The organism is Marmoricola sp. URHA0025 HA25, from assembly GCF_054059435.1.
In genome coordinates this window covers 1,570,725-1,586,819 of record NZ_JBSSCD010000001.1, presented here as the reverse complement: position 1 = coordinate 1,586,819, position 16,095 = coordinate 1,570,725, and the positions used below count along the sequence as shown (strand labels likewise).

Here is a 16,095-nt window from a genome sequence, read left to right as displayed (position 1 = left end):
CCACGTCGACAATGCGAGGGCAAGAACCACCAGGATCACAAACAGGCGACCGCCGCAGGATGCCGGCCGGTCCAGCGCGATCGGTGATCGATCATGGAACTTGGATGTGGCGGCCGGCGTTGTGGATCACGAAGCCAGTCTGTCGGCCACTCTACGAGTTCGTCCGAGTGGTTGCTACTTATCTGCGCGCCCGTGAGCGCTGTCAGATTGGTCAGTCCGCCGCGGTCGAGCGCACAAGCCGTGACGAGCTTGGCGTCAGCGGTTCAGAGATGCTGTTGGGCGCACGTCCGGAGCCCCGGCCAGCCCGTTCACTGGGACGTCGATTCAGCCTCCAATCGGGATGAGCGGAGCTGGCGGCCGTTGCCACCGGACATCCCGCGCTCTAGTGTCCGAAGAACTGTTCCTCGGCGACATCTCCTTCTCAGCGCCGTGGGTGCGCGCCGGGCCGAGACTAGGGGCCGTACGAAATGTGAAGCCGAGAGCATCGACCGAGCGGGGAACGCTTCGCGGGCGTCAGGATGAGTGCACGGTTCTCGAGACGATGATCGATGCCGTGAGAAAAGGCGAGAGCCGCGCTCTTGTCCTCACTGGCGATGCGGGCATTGGAAAGACCGCACTCCTGGACCATGTCATTGCATCGGCGCATGACGTGCGGGTCCTGCGGGCTGCAGGAGTCCAGTCTGAGATGGAACTGCCCTTCGCGGCGCTTCACCAGCTCTGCGCACCGATTCTCGACCGGTTAGGGCACTTGCCCGAGCCTCAGCGTACGGCCCTCGAGACCGTCTTCGGTCTCAGCCACGGAGAGGCTCCGGATCGGTTCCTCGTCGGCCTTGCCGTCTTGGGACTGATCGCGGAGGTTGCCGCGGAGCGACCACTCCTGTGCGTCGTGGACGATGCTCACTGGCTGGATCCGGCCTCCGCCCGAGTGATGGGATTCGTGGCGCGACGCCTACAAGCGGAGTCGGTGGCGATCCTGTTCGGCACCAGGGGCCCCATCGGGCAGCTGCGCGGGCTCCCGAACCTCGAGATCCTGGGCCTGGGCCCCGATGACGCACGTGCGCTCCTGAGGTCCAAGGTGAGCTTTCGCCTGGACAGGCGGATTCTTGAGCAAATTGTGGCGGAGACCAGGGGCAATCCACTGGCCTTGCTCGAGCTTCCCAGAGGCTTGACGTCTAGTGAGCTGGCGACCGGTTTCGGAGCGATCGCGCAGGACTCGTTGACTGGCCGAATCGACGAAGGATTTCGAGAGCGGTTCTCCGCACTGCCCGCGGATAGCCAACTCCTGGCGCTCATCGCGGCCGCAGAGCCTGGGGGTGACGCGGCGCTGGTCTGGGCGGCAGCCGGCAGGCTTGGTGTCCCCCCATCCGCGGCGACCGCAGTACACACCGATCAGATTGTCTCTATGACGGAGCGGGTCGTCTTCCGCGATCCGCTTGTGCGGTCGGCGATCTACCATGCGGCGACGCCCGCGACGCGTCGCGAGGTGCATCTCGTGTTGGCTGAGGTCTCGCACCAGGAGATCAATGCCGAACGACGCGGCTGGCATCTCGCCGCGGCCGCCGCGGGACCGGACGAAGAGGTCGCCGCGGAGTTGGAACGATGCGCCGGGCGGGCCCGGGCACGTGGCGGACTCGTCGCGGCGGCGGCGTTCCTGCAACGAGCACTGGAACTCACACCGGAGCCGAGGCTGCGCGCCGACCGAGCCTTGGCCGCTGCCAAGGCAAGCCTGAATGCGGGCTCGTTCAAGGTCGCTCTCCGGATGTTGGCTGCGGCGGGATCAGCGAACCTCGACACCGTCCAGCGCGCGCGGCTGAACCTCCTGCGAGGTCAACTCGCGTTCAGCTCAGGGGCGACCAGCGCGGCTGCCCAACTGCTGCTCGGCGCCGCCAGAGAACTCGAACCGCTCGACATCGAACTCGCTCGCGAGACCTACCTGAACGCGTGGGGAGCGGCGCTCTTCGCTGAGCGGGCCGGCGCTGGCGATCTGCCTGAGATCAGCCGAGCCGTCGTCCAGTTCGGAACGCCAGCCGGATCACCACGCGCCATGGATCATCTCCTGGACGGACTCGCCGTGTTGGTCACTGCTGGGCGCGCCGCTGCGGTGGCGGAGTTGCGGCGGGCAACGGACATGTTCGCGCGCGAGGAGGCCACTATTTCCTGGGGATGGATGGCCGTGACCGCCCCGTTTCTCCTGTGGGACGACGACGGGGCGAGGGCCATCTGCTCTCGGCAGATCCAGCTCGTGCGGGACACAGGAGCACTCGAGCAGCTGCCCTTCTACCTCGCCGCGTTGAGTGTCGTCGTGGCACGTTCGGGCGATCTCGCGGGGGCGGAGAGTCTCGGCGCGGAAGGTGCCGAGGTACGCGCCGCCACCGGCACCGGTCTCGTCGCCAATGGACCGATGTACGTCGCTTCCCTGCGCGGCACCGATCCCGCCACGGCAATGATCGAGGCCACGTTGAGTCAGGCCACCGAGCAGGGACAAGGACTTTCCGCCGATATCGCCCACTGGGCGGCAGCAGTGCTGCACAACGGCCATGGCCGCTACGAGGAGGCATTGACCCAGGCTCAACTGGCCAGTCGGGACCCTTTGGACCTGCATCCATCAGCCTGGGCGCTGCCCGAGCTGGTCGAGGCGGCCGTGCGGACCGGGAAGCCGGCTGTTGCACAAGAGGCTGTCAACCGGCTGGTCCGCACGACAGCGCCCGCGGCAACCGACTTTGCTCGTGGCGTCGAAGCACGGGCTCGCGCGTTGCTGAGTGCAGGACCGACGGCTGAGGAGTACTACCTGCAAGCGATCGCTTGCTTCGACCGTGCGCGGCTCCGCGGCGAACTGGGACGTGCGCATCTGCTGTATGGCGAGTGGTTGCGCCGCGAGAACCGCCGGATCGACGGACGACGTCAGTTGCGTGCCGCCCAGGACCTCTTCTCTGCAATCGGGATGGAGGCGTTCGCCGAGCGGGCGCGGCGCGAGCTGTCGGCGACCAGCGAAACGGTGCGCAAGCGAGCCCACGTGAAGGACCCGACCGAACTGACGGCTCAAGAGATGCAGATCGCACAGCTCGCCATCTCTGGTCTCACCAACGCCGACATCGCAGAGCGTCTCTTCATCAGCGCTCGCACGGTCGAGTGGCATCTACGGAAAGTGTTCGCAAAGCTCGTCATCAGCTCGCGCAAGGACCTGCGAAGCGCTCTGGGAGATCGATGAGCATCGTCGGCTCTGTGCAGTCGTCTGCCGGAACTGTCCGTGGCCATGAAATGGCCCACTGATCCCCGGCTCGATTTGAAGCTCCCGCCGCGGATCGAGCGACGGGTTCACCCGGCAGCTCAGCGGGTGATGTGACGCCGACCGCTGCTCGGCTGTTCGGCTGTTCGCCGGTTGGATCATGGCTGAAGGACCAGCTGTGGTGGCCCGGCTGCCCGCGCTCGATTGACCTCCTCGGGTGACATCCGGTCCCACCCGTGGAAGGACGAGACGTCGCCCTTGTCCCAGGCGTCGCGGAGTCCCGGCGTACTGAGGTCCCAGTCGGGGCGGATCTCACTCGACGCATTCCGCAGGTCACGCCAGAGGTCGTCCACGGACGGACGTCCCCAGAACCAGTAGCCGTTGTAGATGCTGTGCACGACGAGGCCGGGCTTGAGGACGAGCGTGTGCGGGATCATCGGGTCGTGCTCGGGGTCGGTGTACTCCTGGATGTCGAGGTCCTTCTGGACGACGCGTTCCGGGTCTGACAGGAACGTCCAGTCCGCACCCACCGACGCGCGGAACTCCTGCAAGACGTGGTGCTCGTCCGTCGCGATCGTGACGACCTGCGTGTAGGAAACGGCGATCTTCGACTGCATGGCAGCCAGCTCCAGGTGCTGCTGGTGCTCCTTCGGGCAGTAGTGACCGCGGGCAAGAGTCAGGACCATCGGGTCGTCTCCCTGCAACTCGCTGAGCGTGCGGATCGTGTCGGTGTGGTCGGGCAGTTGGTAGTCGGGAAAGACCCCGCCAGGACTGATGTCGGATCGCATGTGGACCTCTCTCGTCTGTGCCGGTCGATGCATCGACGCCGGGACGGGCCGACGTAGCGAACATGTCAGTTGGGGGCGGGGCATCGCGCCCGTGAGTCTCACTGGCTTGACGACCAGTGCACCGGCCCGTGTGGGCACGGGCGCGACCAACGTCTCGGCTTGCGAGCGTGGGAAGCGCAGTGCAAACCGCCTGCCGGACCGATGAGGAGACGTTGACGTGGCCGAGTACGAGATCCGCATTGATCGCTCAGTTCCGTTGGCCAAGGAGCCGGCGAGTGGGCACAACCGCTGGCACCCCGACATCGAGCCGGTCGTGAGGTGCCGGCCCGGTGACGTCGTCGAGATGGAGACGCGCGACGCCTTCGACCTGCAGTTCGCTGCCGACGACCTGACCGACGTGGAGATCGCCGGAGTCGACCTCGACCGCGTGCATCCGCTCACGGGTCCGGTCTTCGTCGAGGGCGCTGCTCCTGGTGACCTTCTGGTTGTGGAGATCCTCGACGTGGTACCCGCCGGGATTCCGTACACGGCGCAGGTCCCAGGCTTCGGGTTCCTTCGCGACGACTTCCCAGAGGCGTACATCGTCAAGTGGGACCTCGAGGACGGGTACGCCACCTCCGCCGCCCTTCCCGGCGTACGGGTCCCCGGAGCACCGTTCATGGGCATCATGGGCGTTGCTCCGTCGCGTGAGCTACTCGAGCAGATCACGGCCCGCGAGCGGCTCCTGCTGGACCGGGGCGGTTTCGTCCTTCCCCCCGACGCATCCGGGGCGGTGCCGCCGGCCCCGCCGATCGCTGACGAGGCGCTGCGCACCATCCCCCCACGCGAGAACGGGGGCAACATGGACATCAGACACACCGCTGTAGGGGCTCGGCTGCTCATGCCGGTGTTCGCAAGAGGGGCGCTGTTCTCCGCCGGCGACGCGCACTACGCGCAAGGGGACTGCGAGACCTGCGGCACGGCCATCGAGATGGCGGCGACCTTCCGGGCCCGCTTCGACCTCCGCAAGGGCGTGGCCGCCGAGCGTGGCATCCGCGACGTGCAGTTCGAGCGCGACGACTACTTCCTGCCACCCGAGCTCCAGGCACCGCAGCGCTTCTTCGCGACCACCGGCATCGCCGTCGACACCACCGGCACGAACTACTCCGAGAACGTGACCGAGGCTGCCCGCAACGCCCTGCGCAACATGATCAAGCACCTCGGCGACGAGTACGGCTACAGCCCCCAGCAGGCGTACGCGATCTGCAGCGTCGCCGTCGACCTGAAGATCAGCGAGCTCGTCGACGTCCCCAACTTCATCGTGTCCGCGGTACTGCCACTCGCGGTCGTCGAGAACTGACGGGAGGCGCGCAACAGATGAACATCGCCGAGCAACTCGTCGAGGTCCTCGTCCAGGCCGGTGTCCGGCGCGTGTACGGCGTGGCCGGCGACAGCCTCAACCCCATCGTCGATGCGATCAGGCGCGCGCCCGGCATCGACTGGGTGCACGTCCACAACGAGGAGGCTGGAGCTTTCGCCGCCTGCGCGGAGGCGCAGCTCACCGGGCGGCTCGCCGTCTGCGCCGGAAGCTCAGGGCCGGGCAACACCCACCTCGTCCAGGGCCTGTACGACGCCAACCGCTCTGGCGCACCGGTGCTTGCGCTCGCGTCGCACATCCCCAGCGACCAGATTGGCAGCGCGTACTTCCAGGAGACGCACCCCGCGTCGCTGTTCGCGGACTGCAGCACCTGGTGCGAGACGCTGGGCGGAGCCAACCAGATGCCCCGGATGTTGCGCATCGCGATCCAGCACGCGCTCGCGGAGAAGGGCGTCTCCGTGCTGATCGTCCCCGGGGACGTCGCTGACCTTGGTGTAGAGCATGCGACTGGCGACCACACCTACTGCGCGGAACAGGGCCGCGTGGTGCCGCCGTCTGACCAGCTCCAGGCGCTCGCCGACGCCGTGAACGAGGCGGAGACGGTCACGCTCTACTGCGGTGCCGGCGTTCGCGATGCCCGCACCGACGTCCTGGCGTTCGCGGAGCGGGTGCATGCGCCGATCGGTCACACACTTCGTGGGAAGGAGTGGATCCAGTACGAGAATCCGTTCGATGTCGGGATGATCGGCCTGCTCGGGTACGGCGCCTGCCACCAGGCGATGCACCAGGCCGACTTGGTCGTGCTGCTCGGGACGGACTTTCCCTACGACGACCTGCTGCCTGGACGCCGTACCGCCCAGGTCGATGCGAACGCCGCGCACCTCGGGCGGCGTACACCGCTCGAGGTCGCCGTGCACGGTGATGTGGGAGAGACCCTGCGCTCCCTGGAGAGCCTCGTGAAGCCCAAGGAGTCCCGAGCCTTCCTCGATGACATGTTGAGGCGCCACGAACGGGCACTGGCCCGTGCGATCACCACCTACACCGGGGAGGCGCACCAGCAGACCCCGGTCCATCCCGAGTACGTCGCCGCGGTGCTCGACGAGCTTGCAGCCGACGACGCAATCTTCTCCGTCGACACCGGGATGAACAACGTGTGGGCTGCCCGGTACCTCACGCCCAACGGGCGTCGCAGGGTCATCGGGTCGTTCGTGCACGGCACCATGGCGAACGCGTTACCCCACGCAATCGGCGCGTCGTTCGCGTACCCGGACCGGCAGGTCGTGGCCATGTCGGGCGACGGCGGCCTGGCCATGCTGCTCGGCGAGCTGATCACGCTGCGACAGCACGACCTCGGTGTGACGGTCGTCGTCTTCAACAACTCGGCTCTGGGCATGGTCGAGCTCGAGATGCTCGTCGAGGGCTTTCCCCCTCACGGCACCAGCTTCTCCTCCGTGAACTACGCGGACATTGCGGCGGCTGTCGGCCTCGATGCGGTCCGCGTGACCGATCCAGGGCAGCTGCGACCGGAGTTGACGCGTTGCCTGGCCAACCGCGGTCCCACGCTCCTCGAAGTGGTCACGACCAAGAACGCGCTGTCGCTGCCTCCACAGGTCACCGGCGCGCAGATCCGCGGGTTCGCCACCGCGGTGGGCAAGACAGTGCTCGACGGAGGGGTCGGCAGCATGCTCGACCTCGCCCGCACCAACATCCGCAACATCGGGGCAATCGGAGGAACGAGATGACGCTGATCCGCAACGCCGTCGCCGGCGTCGTCGCCGGAGCCGTCGGCACCGCAGCCATGGATCTGGTCTGGTACCGGCGCTACCGACGCGACGGCGGCCAGGACGCGCTGTGGCAGTGGGAGTCCGCACGGGACGTGACCACCTGGGAGCAGGCGTCGGCCCCGGGACAGCTCGGTCGGAAAGCACTGGACGCAGTCATGGGGAAGCCCGCTCCGGACCGATGGGCTCGGAGCACGACCCAACTCGTGCACTGGGCCACCGGCGTGGGCTGGGGAGTCCAGTACGGCGTCCTTGCCGGCCGAACCGCGCGCCATCCCTGGCTGCGCGCTCTCGCACTGGGGCCTACGGCCTGGTCGGCCAGCTACGTGGTGCTTCCGCTCGCGAAGGTGTACCGGCCGGTGTGGACCTATGACGCGCCCACTCTGGAGAAGGACCTCTCTGCGCACCTCGTGTACGGAGCCGTCGCCAGCGCCACGTTCGCGCTGCTGACCACCTGATCGGTCAGCGGCGCGAACGCCTCACCAGGTCTGGTCGCCGGCGCGGATCAGCATCTCGTTGACGGCGACCCGTCGATCGCGGGTGACGATGTAGCCGACTGCATCCGCGATGTCGGCGGGCCGGAGCGGCTCGATGCTGTCGACCTGCCGCCGTGCCGCGTCACGGATCGAGTCGCTCAGGTGGTCGACCAGCTCGGTGTCGACGGTGCCCGGCGCGACCACGCTGACCCGCACGCGTTCGCTCAGGAGCTCTTGGCGAAGTGACTCTGTGAACCCATTCACCCCGAACTTCGTCAGGGTGTAGACGCTGCTGCTCGGTCGCGCGACCCTGCCGGCGGTCGAGCTGACGTTCACGATGTCGGAGACCCCGCGCGGCGACGTCGCCGCCGCGTCGATCAGGAAGGGGACGGCGGCATGGGTGACGTGCAACATTGCCGAGACGTTGAGGGCAACCATCCGGTCCCAGTCCTCGGTCGTGGTGTGCAGTGCCGTGCCGAGCAGCATGATCCCGGCGTTGTTCACCAGGACGTCCAGTCGCCCGAGGCGGTCGATCGTCTCCTGCACCATGTCTTCGGCGCCCTTCGGGTCCGTGAGGTCGCCCTCCAGGACGAGCACCTTCGCGCCGAGTTCCGTGACGTCGTCCGCAACGCCGTCGAGCCGGTCACGGCGCCGCCCGACCAGCGCCACCGACGCGCCCCTCTCCGCCAGCGCGAGGGCCGTCGCCGCACCGATGCCGCTGCTGGCGCCGGTGACCAGAGCGACTCCCCCGTCCAGTGTGGTCACGACGGGGGCTCGATCCCAGCCTGTTCGCGGACGATGTACTCGGCGTACCAGTCCGGCCAGTCCGGGTCCTCTGCACCGGTCCGCGCCTCGTGCTCGCCGTGCGCAGCCGCCGCCCGCCGCAACGCCCCTGCCAGGTCGGCGCCGGAGGCGAAGGAGGTGACAGCGGGGTCGACACGCCCGGGCAGCCGGCTGGTGATCTCCTGCAGCACCCAACCGTTGCCATCGGGGTCGCTGAAGGACAGGAACGAGCCGTAGCTGCGCCCTTCGGGATCCGGACCCACCACTCGGCCCTGGGTGCCGGCGTGGTGGAAGACACCACCGGCGTCGTGGAACACCTCACTTACCTCTGCGCCGAGGCGCGTCAGCTCGTCGTGTGCAGCCTCGATGTCGCTGACGATCAGGTGCAGGCCCTGGGCAGAGCCCGCTGGCTGGGAGCTGACCTGGGTACCGAAGATGACTGAGGCCGGCGACCCGGGTGGGGTCAGCTGGACGACCCGGAAATCCGCGTCGGTGGCGATGTCGGCGTCCAACCGCCAACCCAAGGCCTTGTAGAAGTCCTTCGACCGGTCGACGTCGGAGACGGGGATGACGACGAGCTCGAGCTTCATGTCCATGGTGCGCTCCTTGCGCTCGGGGGTGATGCCACGACCATGACCCGCTCTGGTGCTCGGTCGCGCCCGTGGCTGTCACTGGTCGGCCCGCACCAGTGACAGTCACGGGCGCGAGCGACGACTGGAGCCCGAAGACTGAGCCGTGCCGGACGAAGCCCGAGCCTGGAGGTGGAGCATGGAGTTCCTCGTCACGATGACCACGCAGGTGCCGGCGGACGTGTCGGACCGTGAGGTTGCCCGAGTGCGTGAGCGTGAGGCGGCCCACACGGGTGAGCTCGTCCTCCAAGGGCGGGTTCGTCGCCTGTGGCGTCCGCCCGTACGGCCAGGTCAGTGGCGCACGCTGGGCTTGTTCGTGGCCGACGACCCCGAGCAGCTGGAGCAGACACTCGCCTCGATGCCGCTGCGCATCTGGCGCACCGACGAGGTCACCGCGCTGGGTCCGCATCCCAACGACCCGGGTCCCGCACGAACGACCGTCGACCTGAGCGATACCGAGTTCCTGACGACGTTCGTCGTCACCGTTCCACCGGGAACCAGCCGCGACCTGGTCGACTCCGTCACCGCTCGGGAGGCCGACCGTGCGGACGAGCTCGCCCGGGAGGGCCGGCTGGTCCGGCTCTGGACTCTTCAGAGTCCAGCGCGCGTCCTGGGTCAATGGCAGGCCCGGGACAGCGTGGCGTTGGGGCAGATCCTGCGGTCGCTTCCGATGAGGGACTGGCTCGCCGTCGACACCGTGCCACTGACCCGACACCCCAGCGATCCGGCGTCGACAGGCGCGCCGGTGGGGACGCCGAGATGACTTTCGACACGCGGTCGACGATCGGTGCCGCACCCGAGACCTTGTTCGGGCTGCGGAGCCGAACGGGTGCGGCACTCGTCGCCGCGACAGTCCTGGCCTCCATGGTGGCGTTCCTCGACGCGTACATGATCAACGTCGCTGTACCTGCCATCGGCGCGGACCTCCACGCAACGGTCAGTGAACTGCAGTGGGTGCTGACCGGATACCTGATCACTGTCGCCGCCCTGTTGCTCCTGGCCGGAGCCCTGGCTGACCACTTCGGGCGTCGACGCATCCTCGTCGTCGGCCTCCTCGTGATGCTCCTGACCTCGCTGGGCTGCGCCGCGGCTCCGACGTCGGGCGCCCTGATCGCGGCCCGGCTGGCCCAGGGTGTCGGTGCCGCGCTGGTCGTGCCGAGCAGTCTGGCCCTCCTGAACGGCACGCTGCGGGGTCCCGACCGGGCCCGGGGCATCGGCCTCTGGGCCGGCCTCGCGACTCTCGGCACCACCTTCGGTCCGTATGGCGGCGGCTGGCTGGTCGACCACGCGTCCTGGCGGTGGGTGTTCCTGCTCAACATCCCTCTGATCGTCGCGGCCGTCCTGGTGCTCCGCATGGTGCCGGAGGTCGACATCCATCGTCGCCCTTTGTCCGTCGACCTGCTGGGCGGTCTGCTCGCCGTCGTCGGACTCGGTGGGGTGATCTATGCCTTGACCAAAGGCCCGACATCAGGGTGGAACGACGCCTACGTGCTCGTAGCTGCAGGCGTGGGCAGCCTCTGTCTTGCCGCCCTGGTGCCGGTTGAACAGCGACGGAGCCGACCGATGCTGAGGACCACGTTGTTCAGGTCCCGTCAGTTCGACGCCATCAACATCGCGACCGTGCTGCTCTATGGGGCACTCGCCGCCGCGAGTTACCTGATCGTCTTGGAGTGTGAGCTCCGACTCGGCTACACCGCGACGGCGGCCGGCGCGGCTCTGATCCCGGAGTCCGTGGTGTTCCTGCTGGTCTCCCCGCTCGTCGGCGGCCTCGTGGCGCGGGTCGGAACCCGAGTCCCGATGGCGGTCGGCATCCTGCTCGTCTCCGGCGGGTTCGCATGGCTCTCGACGGCGGAACCGGGCACCAGCTACGCGCAGACGATCCTCCCCGGGGCGATCCTGTGGGGCCTGGGGATCGGCCTGACGGTGGCACCACTGACTGCCGGGGTGCTCGCGGCCGTCGACGACTCCGACCTCGGCGAGGCAACCGCGATTAACGACGCCGCGTCGCGCGTCGGTGGGGTGGTGATGATCGCCCTGGTCCCAGTCCTGCTCGGCGCGGGCGGCGCACGGGACCTCACCGAATCTCTCAGCCACTACCCCACGGCCATGCTGGTCATGTCAGGCCTCTGCCTGGCCGCCGCCGTGGTCACCGTGCTGTTCGTCTCGCACGGTCGCGTCCCCATCCCGCAGCTGCCCACCGCCACACCACGAGTCTCCGCCTGCGCCCTGCCCGTACCCGCCGTTCCACGGAGGGCCTCATGAACGAAACCAGCCTTGCCGGACAGACCGTCGTGATCATCGGGGGGAGCTCCGGCATCGGCCTGGCAACCGCCCGGCAGGCGCGGTCCGCCGGCGCCGAGCTCATCATCACCGGTCGGAACAAGGAACGACTGGAGCGCGCCGGGAACGAGGTCGGCGCGCTCACGACCGCGACCGTGGACCTGGCGGACCCGGTCGCACTCGACGGCTTCTTCACCGGTCTATCGGCGCGGATCGACCACGTCCTCGTCACCGGTGGCGGTCCGACCTACTCGCCGATCGTCGACCTCGACTTCGCTGAGGCGCTCCGCGTGCTCGACGAGCACCTCTTGGGCTCGCTGAGGATCGCGCGTGCATGCGCGACCCGCGTCCGCCCTGGCGGTTCGCTCACGCTGATCACCGGCACCCACGCACGCCGCCCGGGTGCCGGGCTGAGCATCGCGGGCATCACCGCCGCCGCTGTTCCCGTCATTGCCGCGAACATCGCGGTCGAGCTGGCACCGATGCGGGCCAACGTGATCGCAGCCGGCTTCGTCGACACACCACTGTCCGCCCGCCTTCTCGGCGACGAGCTCGACCGTCGCCGCGACGAGCTCCGCGCCACCCTGCCGATCCATCGGGTCGTGGGTCCGGACGACGTCGCCGCGGTGGCCATTCAGCTGATGACCAACACGGCGGTGACCGGAGCCACCTACGACGTCGACGGCGGCCAACAGCTCATCCCCTGAAGCAGCCGGCCGACTCGGCGAAAACTGGCCGGTCTCAAGACGGGAGCGGCCGGGGATCTTCGTTGCCGGTCGAGCACCGGCGCACAGAGCTGATCCAACGCCGCGAAAGGGAGCTCCATCTCGGACTCGACACCGAGTGCACCCAGCACCCGCATTCATCCGTCGAACTACCCAGGTGTTCGAGGGGCGCAGACTTCCCGACACCTGTGTCGCCTCGCACCACCGGTACCTGACCTCACGGCACTCCGCACCCGCGTACGACGCCCCCGGACCGGTGACCAGGCACGGGTGGTCACGGGCGCGAAGCAGACGCTGGCCGGGACACGGTGGACGCAGAGACATCCAGGGAGACGCCCTCACTGCGCCGGAAGGAACCCCATGACCGCCACCAACGTGCCCACCTCCACCTCCGAAAGGTTCGGACTGCCCTCGGCCTCGGCTCTGGTTGTGGGCTCCGTGATCGGCACCGGGGTCTTCGCACTCCCCGGCGCCCTCGCGACGTACGGCCCGATCTCTCTGGTGGCGTTCGTGCTCGTCACCGTGGGCGCGCTGGCACTGGCGCTCACCTTCCGCTCGCTGAACGCCCGGCTCCCGGGCTCCGGCGGCCCGTACGTGTACGCGCGGGACGCGTTCGGCGAGTTCGCCGGATTTCTCAACGCCTGGAGCTACTGGATCACGGCCTGGGCCGGCAACGCAGCGATCGTGGTCGCCTGGGTCGGCTACGTCGAGGTGTTCTGGAACACCGGCCACAGCAAGGGCGGCTCGATCGCGATCGCACTCGCCGGGCTCTGGCTGCCGGCCGCGGTCAACCTGGCGGGGCTGCGCAGCATCGCGGCGTTCCAGGTGGTCACGACGGTGCTGAAGTTCGTGCCGCTGCTCCTCGTGGCGGTCATCGGGCTGTTCTTCATGAGCCGCGCGAACTTCGGTGAGTTCAACGCCTCGGGCGGATCGGGCTGGAGCGCCATCTCTTCCGCCGGTGCGATCGCCCTGTTCAGCTACCTGGGCATCGAGACGGCGTCCGTGGCAGCGGGCCGGGTGCGCAACCCGGCTCGCAACGTCGGCCGGGCGACGGTCCTCGGGACGCTCGCGTGCGCGGTCGTCTACCTGATCGGCACGTTGGCCGTCTTCGGGACAGTCCCGCACGCGCAGCTCATCGGGTCCTCGGCGCCCTTCACGGACTCTGCGAACGCGATCTTCGGAGGCGTCTGGGCCGGCAAGGTCGTGGGCGTGGCCGCCGTGGTCTCCGGGTTCGGAGCTCTCGTGGGCTGGACCCTGATCGTCGCGGAGATGCCACAGGCTGCCGCCCGCGACGGAGTGTTCCCGCTGGCATTCCTCCGGGAGAGTCGCCGCGGCGTCCCGGCATTCGGCATCGTGTCCGCGACCATCCTCGCCTCGGTGCTCACCGTGGTCAGCTACACGTCCTTCGACGAGGTCTTCACCACCGTGGTCCTCCTGTCGGTCCTGACGTCGGTGATCCCGTATCTCTTCTCGGCGGCCGCCCAGGTCTACTGGCTGGCCACGTCGGCCCGCAACCTGCATCCGGCCCACCTGGCCAGAGACCTCACCGTCGGCCTCCTAGCTCTGGTCTTCTCGTTCTGGGCGCTGCAGGGCAGCGGTCAGCAGGCGGTCTACTACGGGATGTTCGGTGTGCTGCTGGGTGTCCCGGTCTACGTCTGGCACAAGAGCCGCAAGGGTGAGTACGGCGAATCCGTCGCGATGCTCGGGAGCCCGGCGAGCACCCTGGTGCTGCCTTCGGCGGTGGCCCGATGAGCGCCACGGTCCACGAGCCCCGCCTCGGCGTCGGGATCCACTCCGAGGTGGGCCAGCTCCGCGAGGCGATCGTGCACCGACCGGGTCGCGAGCTCGATCGGCTCACGCCGGCCAACGCGCCGGCCCTGCTGTTCGACGACGTGATGTGGGCCGACCGCGCACGTGAGGAACACGACGCGTTCAGCGAACTGCTCTCCGACCGCGGCGTACGCGTGCACCACTTCGCGGCCTTGCTGGAGGAGGCGCTCGCCACCCCGGACGGACGCGCTTTCGCAGTCGAGAGGGTGTGCGCGGACGAGCGGTTCGGACCGGCCCTGGCTGCAGACTTGCGCGCCCTCTTCGCCGACACCGACCCGGCCGGTCTTGCCGATATCTTCATCGGCGGACTGGTCGCCTCCGAGCTGCGGCCGCTCGGGTTCATCGGCCTCACCTCCGCCTCGCTCGACGCCGACGACTTCGTGCTGCCCCCGGTGCCGAACACGCTCTTCCAGCGCGACAACACCGCCTGGATCGGACACGGCGCCACCGTGAACCCGATGGCGATGCCCGCCCGGCGCCGCGAGTCGTTGCACACCCGAACCGTCTACCGGCACCACCCGCTGTTCGCGGACGCGACGTTCGCGATCCACTACGGCGACGACGACCTCGACCACGCACCGGCCACGCTCGAGGGTGGCGACATCCATGTGCTCTCCCACGAGACGGTGATGATCGGGATGGGCGAGCGCACGACACCGATGGGCGTCGAGATGCTCGCGCGCAGCCTGTTTGCCTCGAACAGCGCACGCCGCGTACTAGCCATCGAACTGCCCAAAGCTCGGGCGGCGATGCACCTGGACACCGTGCTCACCATGGTCGACGTCGCCACCTTCGTTGCCTATCCCTACTTCGATGGCGACCAGGTGCGGATGTGGCTCCTCACGGCGGGTGAGGATTCCGCTCGACCGGAGGTCGAGGAGCGCCGCGGGCTCGAGGCGACGCTGGCCGAGGTGCTCGGCCAAGACGTTCGCGTGCTGCGCGCGGCCCAGGACCGCCGGACCGCCGAACGCGAACAGTGGAACGACGCCGACAACTACCTCGCGATCGCCCCGGGCGTCGTCATCGGCTACGAGCGCAACACCGACACCAACCGGCTGCTGGCCGACCACGGCGTCGAGGTCCTGCCCCTGGTCGGCAACGAGCTGGGCCGCGGACGCGGAGGGGCCCGGTGCATGACCTGCCCCATCCAGCGTGACCCGGTCGAGGAGCGACGATGACACTCAGCGCTGTACGCGCCCAGGCCGGACCGGCCGCCGGTTCGCTGCTGACCGAAGCTGCCCTCGGCCGGGAGAGTTTCCTATGCCTTGTCGACCTGGCCGCCGACCTCAAGGCCGCGCGGCGAGAAGGACGCGAAGTCCCGCGGCTCGCCGGCAAGGGCATCGCCCTGATCTTCGAAAAGGCCTCCACCCGGACCCGGTGCGCCTTCGAGGTGGCCGCGGCCCAGCAGGGCGCCATGACCACGTATCTGGGACCGGACGGCAGCCACATCGGCCGCGAGGAGAGCATCGCCGACACCGCCCAAGTCCTCAGCCGCCTCTACGACGGCATCGAGTTCCGCGGCTTCGCCCACGAGACCGTCGAAGAGCTCGCGGAGTACGCCGACGTGCCGGTCTGGAACGGCCTGACCGACCAGTGGCACCCCACCCAGATGCTCGCCGACGTCCTCACGATCAGGGAGACAGTGTCCAAGGAGCTCCGCGGAGTCGCCTGGACCTACGTCGGCGACGGCCGCAACAACGTAGCCCGATCGATCCTTGTCACCGGAGCGATGCTCGGGATGGACGTCCGCATCGCAGCGCCCGCCGCACTCCAGCCGCCCCAGGACGTCCAGGCGCTGGCCGCAGAGCTGGCACGAGCAAGCGGCGGCCGCGCCTGGGTGACCGACGACCCGGTGTACGCCGTGACCGGCACGGACGTCGTCTACACCGACGTGTGGGTGAGCATGGGCGAGGCGGACTCGGTCTGGGACGACCGGGTCTCGCTGTTGCGCGAGTACCGCGTGAGGCCCGAGCTGATCGCCGCGTCCGGCAAGCCGACGACACGGTTCATGCACTGCCTGCCTTCCACCCACGACGAGCGCACAGAGCTCGGGCGGCGGGTGCTCGACCGGTACGGGTTGCACGGCGCCGAAGTGACCGACGACGTCTTCACCTCGCCGGCCTCCGATGTCTTCCAACAGGCCGAGAACCGGATGCACACGATCAAGGCCGTCATCGTCTCGGCCCTGACCGGCCCGGAAAACCACTGATCGCCGAGCAA

Annotated in this window: 13 protein-coding genes; 10 read left to right on the top strand and 3 right to left on the bottom strand. The window is 68.5% G+C overall.

The features are described 5' to 3' along the window. Window positions 1-340: 340 nt before the first annotated feature. Window positions 341-3,208: an ATP-binding protein gene (locus ACVW00_RS07760; RefSeq protein WP_457110324.1), complete on the top strand. Its 2,868-nt coding sequence runs from the start codon at window positions 341-343 to the stop codon at window positions 3,206-3,208. A gap of 176 nt (window positions 3,209-3,384) precedes the next feature. On the opposite strand, the gene ACVW00_RS07755 is transcribed toward ACVW00_RS07760, so the two are convergent. Then, window positions 3,385-4,014: a redoxin domain-containing protein gene (locus ACVW00_RS07755; protein WP_457110323.1), complete on the bottom strand. Its 630-nt coding sequence runs from the start codon at window positions 4,012-4,014 to the stop codon at window positions 3,385-3,387. 217 nt (window positions 4,015-4,231) lie between these two features. Between ACVW00_RS07755 and ACVW00_RS07750 the strand changes: the two genes are divergently transcribed. The 3 genes from ACVW00_RS07750 to ACVW00_RS07740 are packed head-to-tail and all read left to right on the top strand — an operon-like array spanning window position 4,232 to window position 7,610. Next, window positions 4,232-5,353 (top strand): acetamidase/formamidase family protein, encoded by a 1,122-nt coding sequence (locus tag ACVW00_RS07750; RefSeq protein ID WP_457110322.1) that lies wholly within the window; start codon window positions 4,232-4,234, stop codon window positions 5,351-5,353. 17 nt (window positions 5,354-5,370) lie between these two features. Continuing rightward, window positions 5,371-7,113, top strand: a complete 1,743-nt coding sequence (locus ACVW00_RS07745) for a pyruvate dehydrogenase (RefSeq protein ID WP_457110321.1) — start codon at window positions 5,371-5,373, stop codon at window positions 7,111-7,113. Further along, entirely contained in the window at window positions 7,110-7,610 is a 501-nt protein-coding gene (locus ACVW00_RS07740; RefSeq protein ID WP_457110320.1) for a hypothetical protein, read from the top strand. Before ACVW00_RS07745 ends, ACVW00_RS07740 begins: the two co-directional genes overlap by 4 nt. A gap of 21 nt (window positions 7,611-7,631) precedes the next feature. On the opposite strand, the gene ACVW00_RS07735 is transcribed toward ACVW00_RS07740, so the two are convergent. Both ACVW00_RS07735 and ACVW00_RS07730 read right to left on the bottom strand, forming a co-directional pair. Then, entirely contained in the window at window positions 7,632-8,393 is a 762-nt protein-coding gene (locus tag ACVW00_RS07735; RefSeq protein WP_457110319.1) for an SDR family NAD(P)-dependent oxidoreductase, read from the bottom strand. Further along, window positions 8,390-9,007, bottom strand: coding sequence for a VOC family protein (locus tag ACVW00_RS07730; protein WP_457110318.1), 618 nt, complete (start codon window positions 9,005-9,007; stop codon window positions 8,390-8,392). Before ACVW00_RS07730 ends, ACVW00_RS07735 begins: the two co-directional genes overlap by 4 nt. Before the next feature lie 172 nt (window positions 9,008-9,179). Here ACVW00_RS07730 and ACVW00_RS07725 point away from each other — a divergent pair, with 172 nt between their 5' ends. The 6 genes from ACVW00_RS07725 (at window position 9,180) to argF (ending at window position 16,084) form a co-directional block, all read left to right on the top strand. After that, the gene (locus ACVW00_RS07725) at window positions 9,180-9,803 is read left to right on the top strand and encodes a muconolactone Delta-isomerase family protein (RefSeq protein ID WP_457110317.1); all 624 of its coding nucleotides are present in this window, start codon (window positions 9,180-9,182) and stop codon (window positions 9,801-9,803) included. Beyond that, the gene (locus ACVW00_RS07720; protein ID WP_457110316.1) at window positions 9,800-11,302 is read left to right on the top strand and encodes a DHA2 family efflux MFS transporter permease subunit; all 1,503 of its coding nucleotides are present in this window, start codon (window positions 9,800-9,802) and stop codon (window positions 11,300-11,302) included. Before ACVW00_RS07725 ends, ACVW00_RS07720 begins: the two co-directional genes overlap by 4 nt. Next, entirely contained in the window at window positions 11,299-12,027 is a 729-nt protein-coding gene (locus ACVW00_RS07715) for an SDR family oxidoreductase (protein WP_457110315.1), read from the top strand. Before ACVW00_RS07720 ends, ACVW00_RS07715 begins: the two co-directional genes overlap by 4 nt. A 378-nt stretch (window positions 12,028-12,405) precedes the next feature. Next, the gene (locus ACVW00_RS07710; RefSeq protein ID WP_457110314.1) at window positions 12,406-13,797 is read left to right on the top strand and encodes an amino acid permease; all 1,392 of its coding nucleotides are present in this window, start codon (window positions 12,406-12,408) and stop codon (window positions 13,795-13,797) included. Next, on the top strand, window positions 13,794-15,053 hold the full coding sequence (locus ACVW00_RS07705) for an arginine deiminase (RefSeq protein ID WP_457110313.1): 1,260 nt from the start codon (window positions 13,794-13,796) through the stop codon (window positions 15,051-15,053). Before ACVW00_RS07710 ends, ACVW00_RS07705 begins: the two co-directional genes overlap by 4 nt. Beyond that, window positions 15,050-16,084: an ornithine carbamoyltransferase gene (argF, locus tag ACVW00_RS07700; protein ID WP_457110312.1), complete on the top strand. Its 1,035-nt coding sequence runs from the start codon at window positions 15,050-15,052 to the stop codon at window positions 16,082-16,084. Before ACVW00_RS07705 ends, argF begins: the two co-directional genes overlap by 4 nt. The last annotated feature ends 11 nt before the right edge of the window (window positions 16,085-16,095 follow it).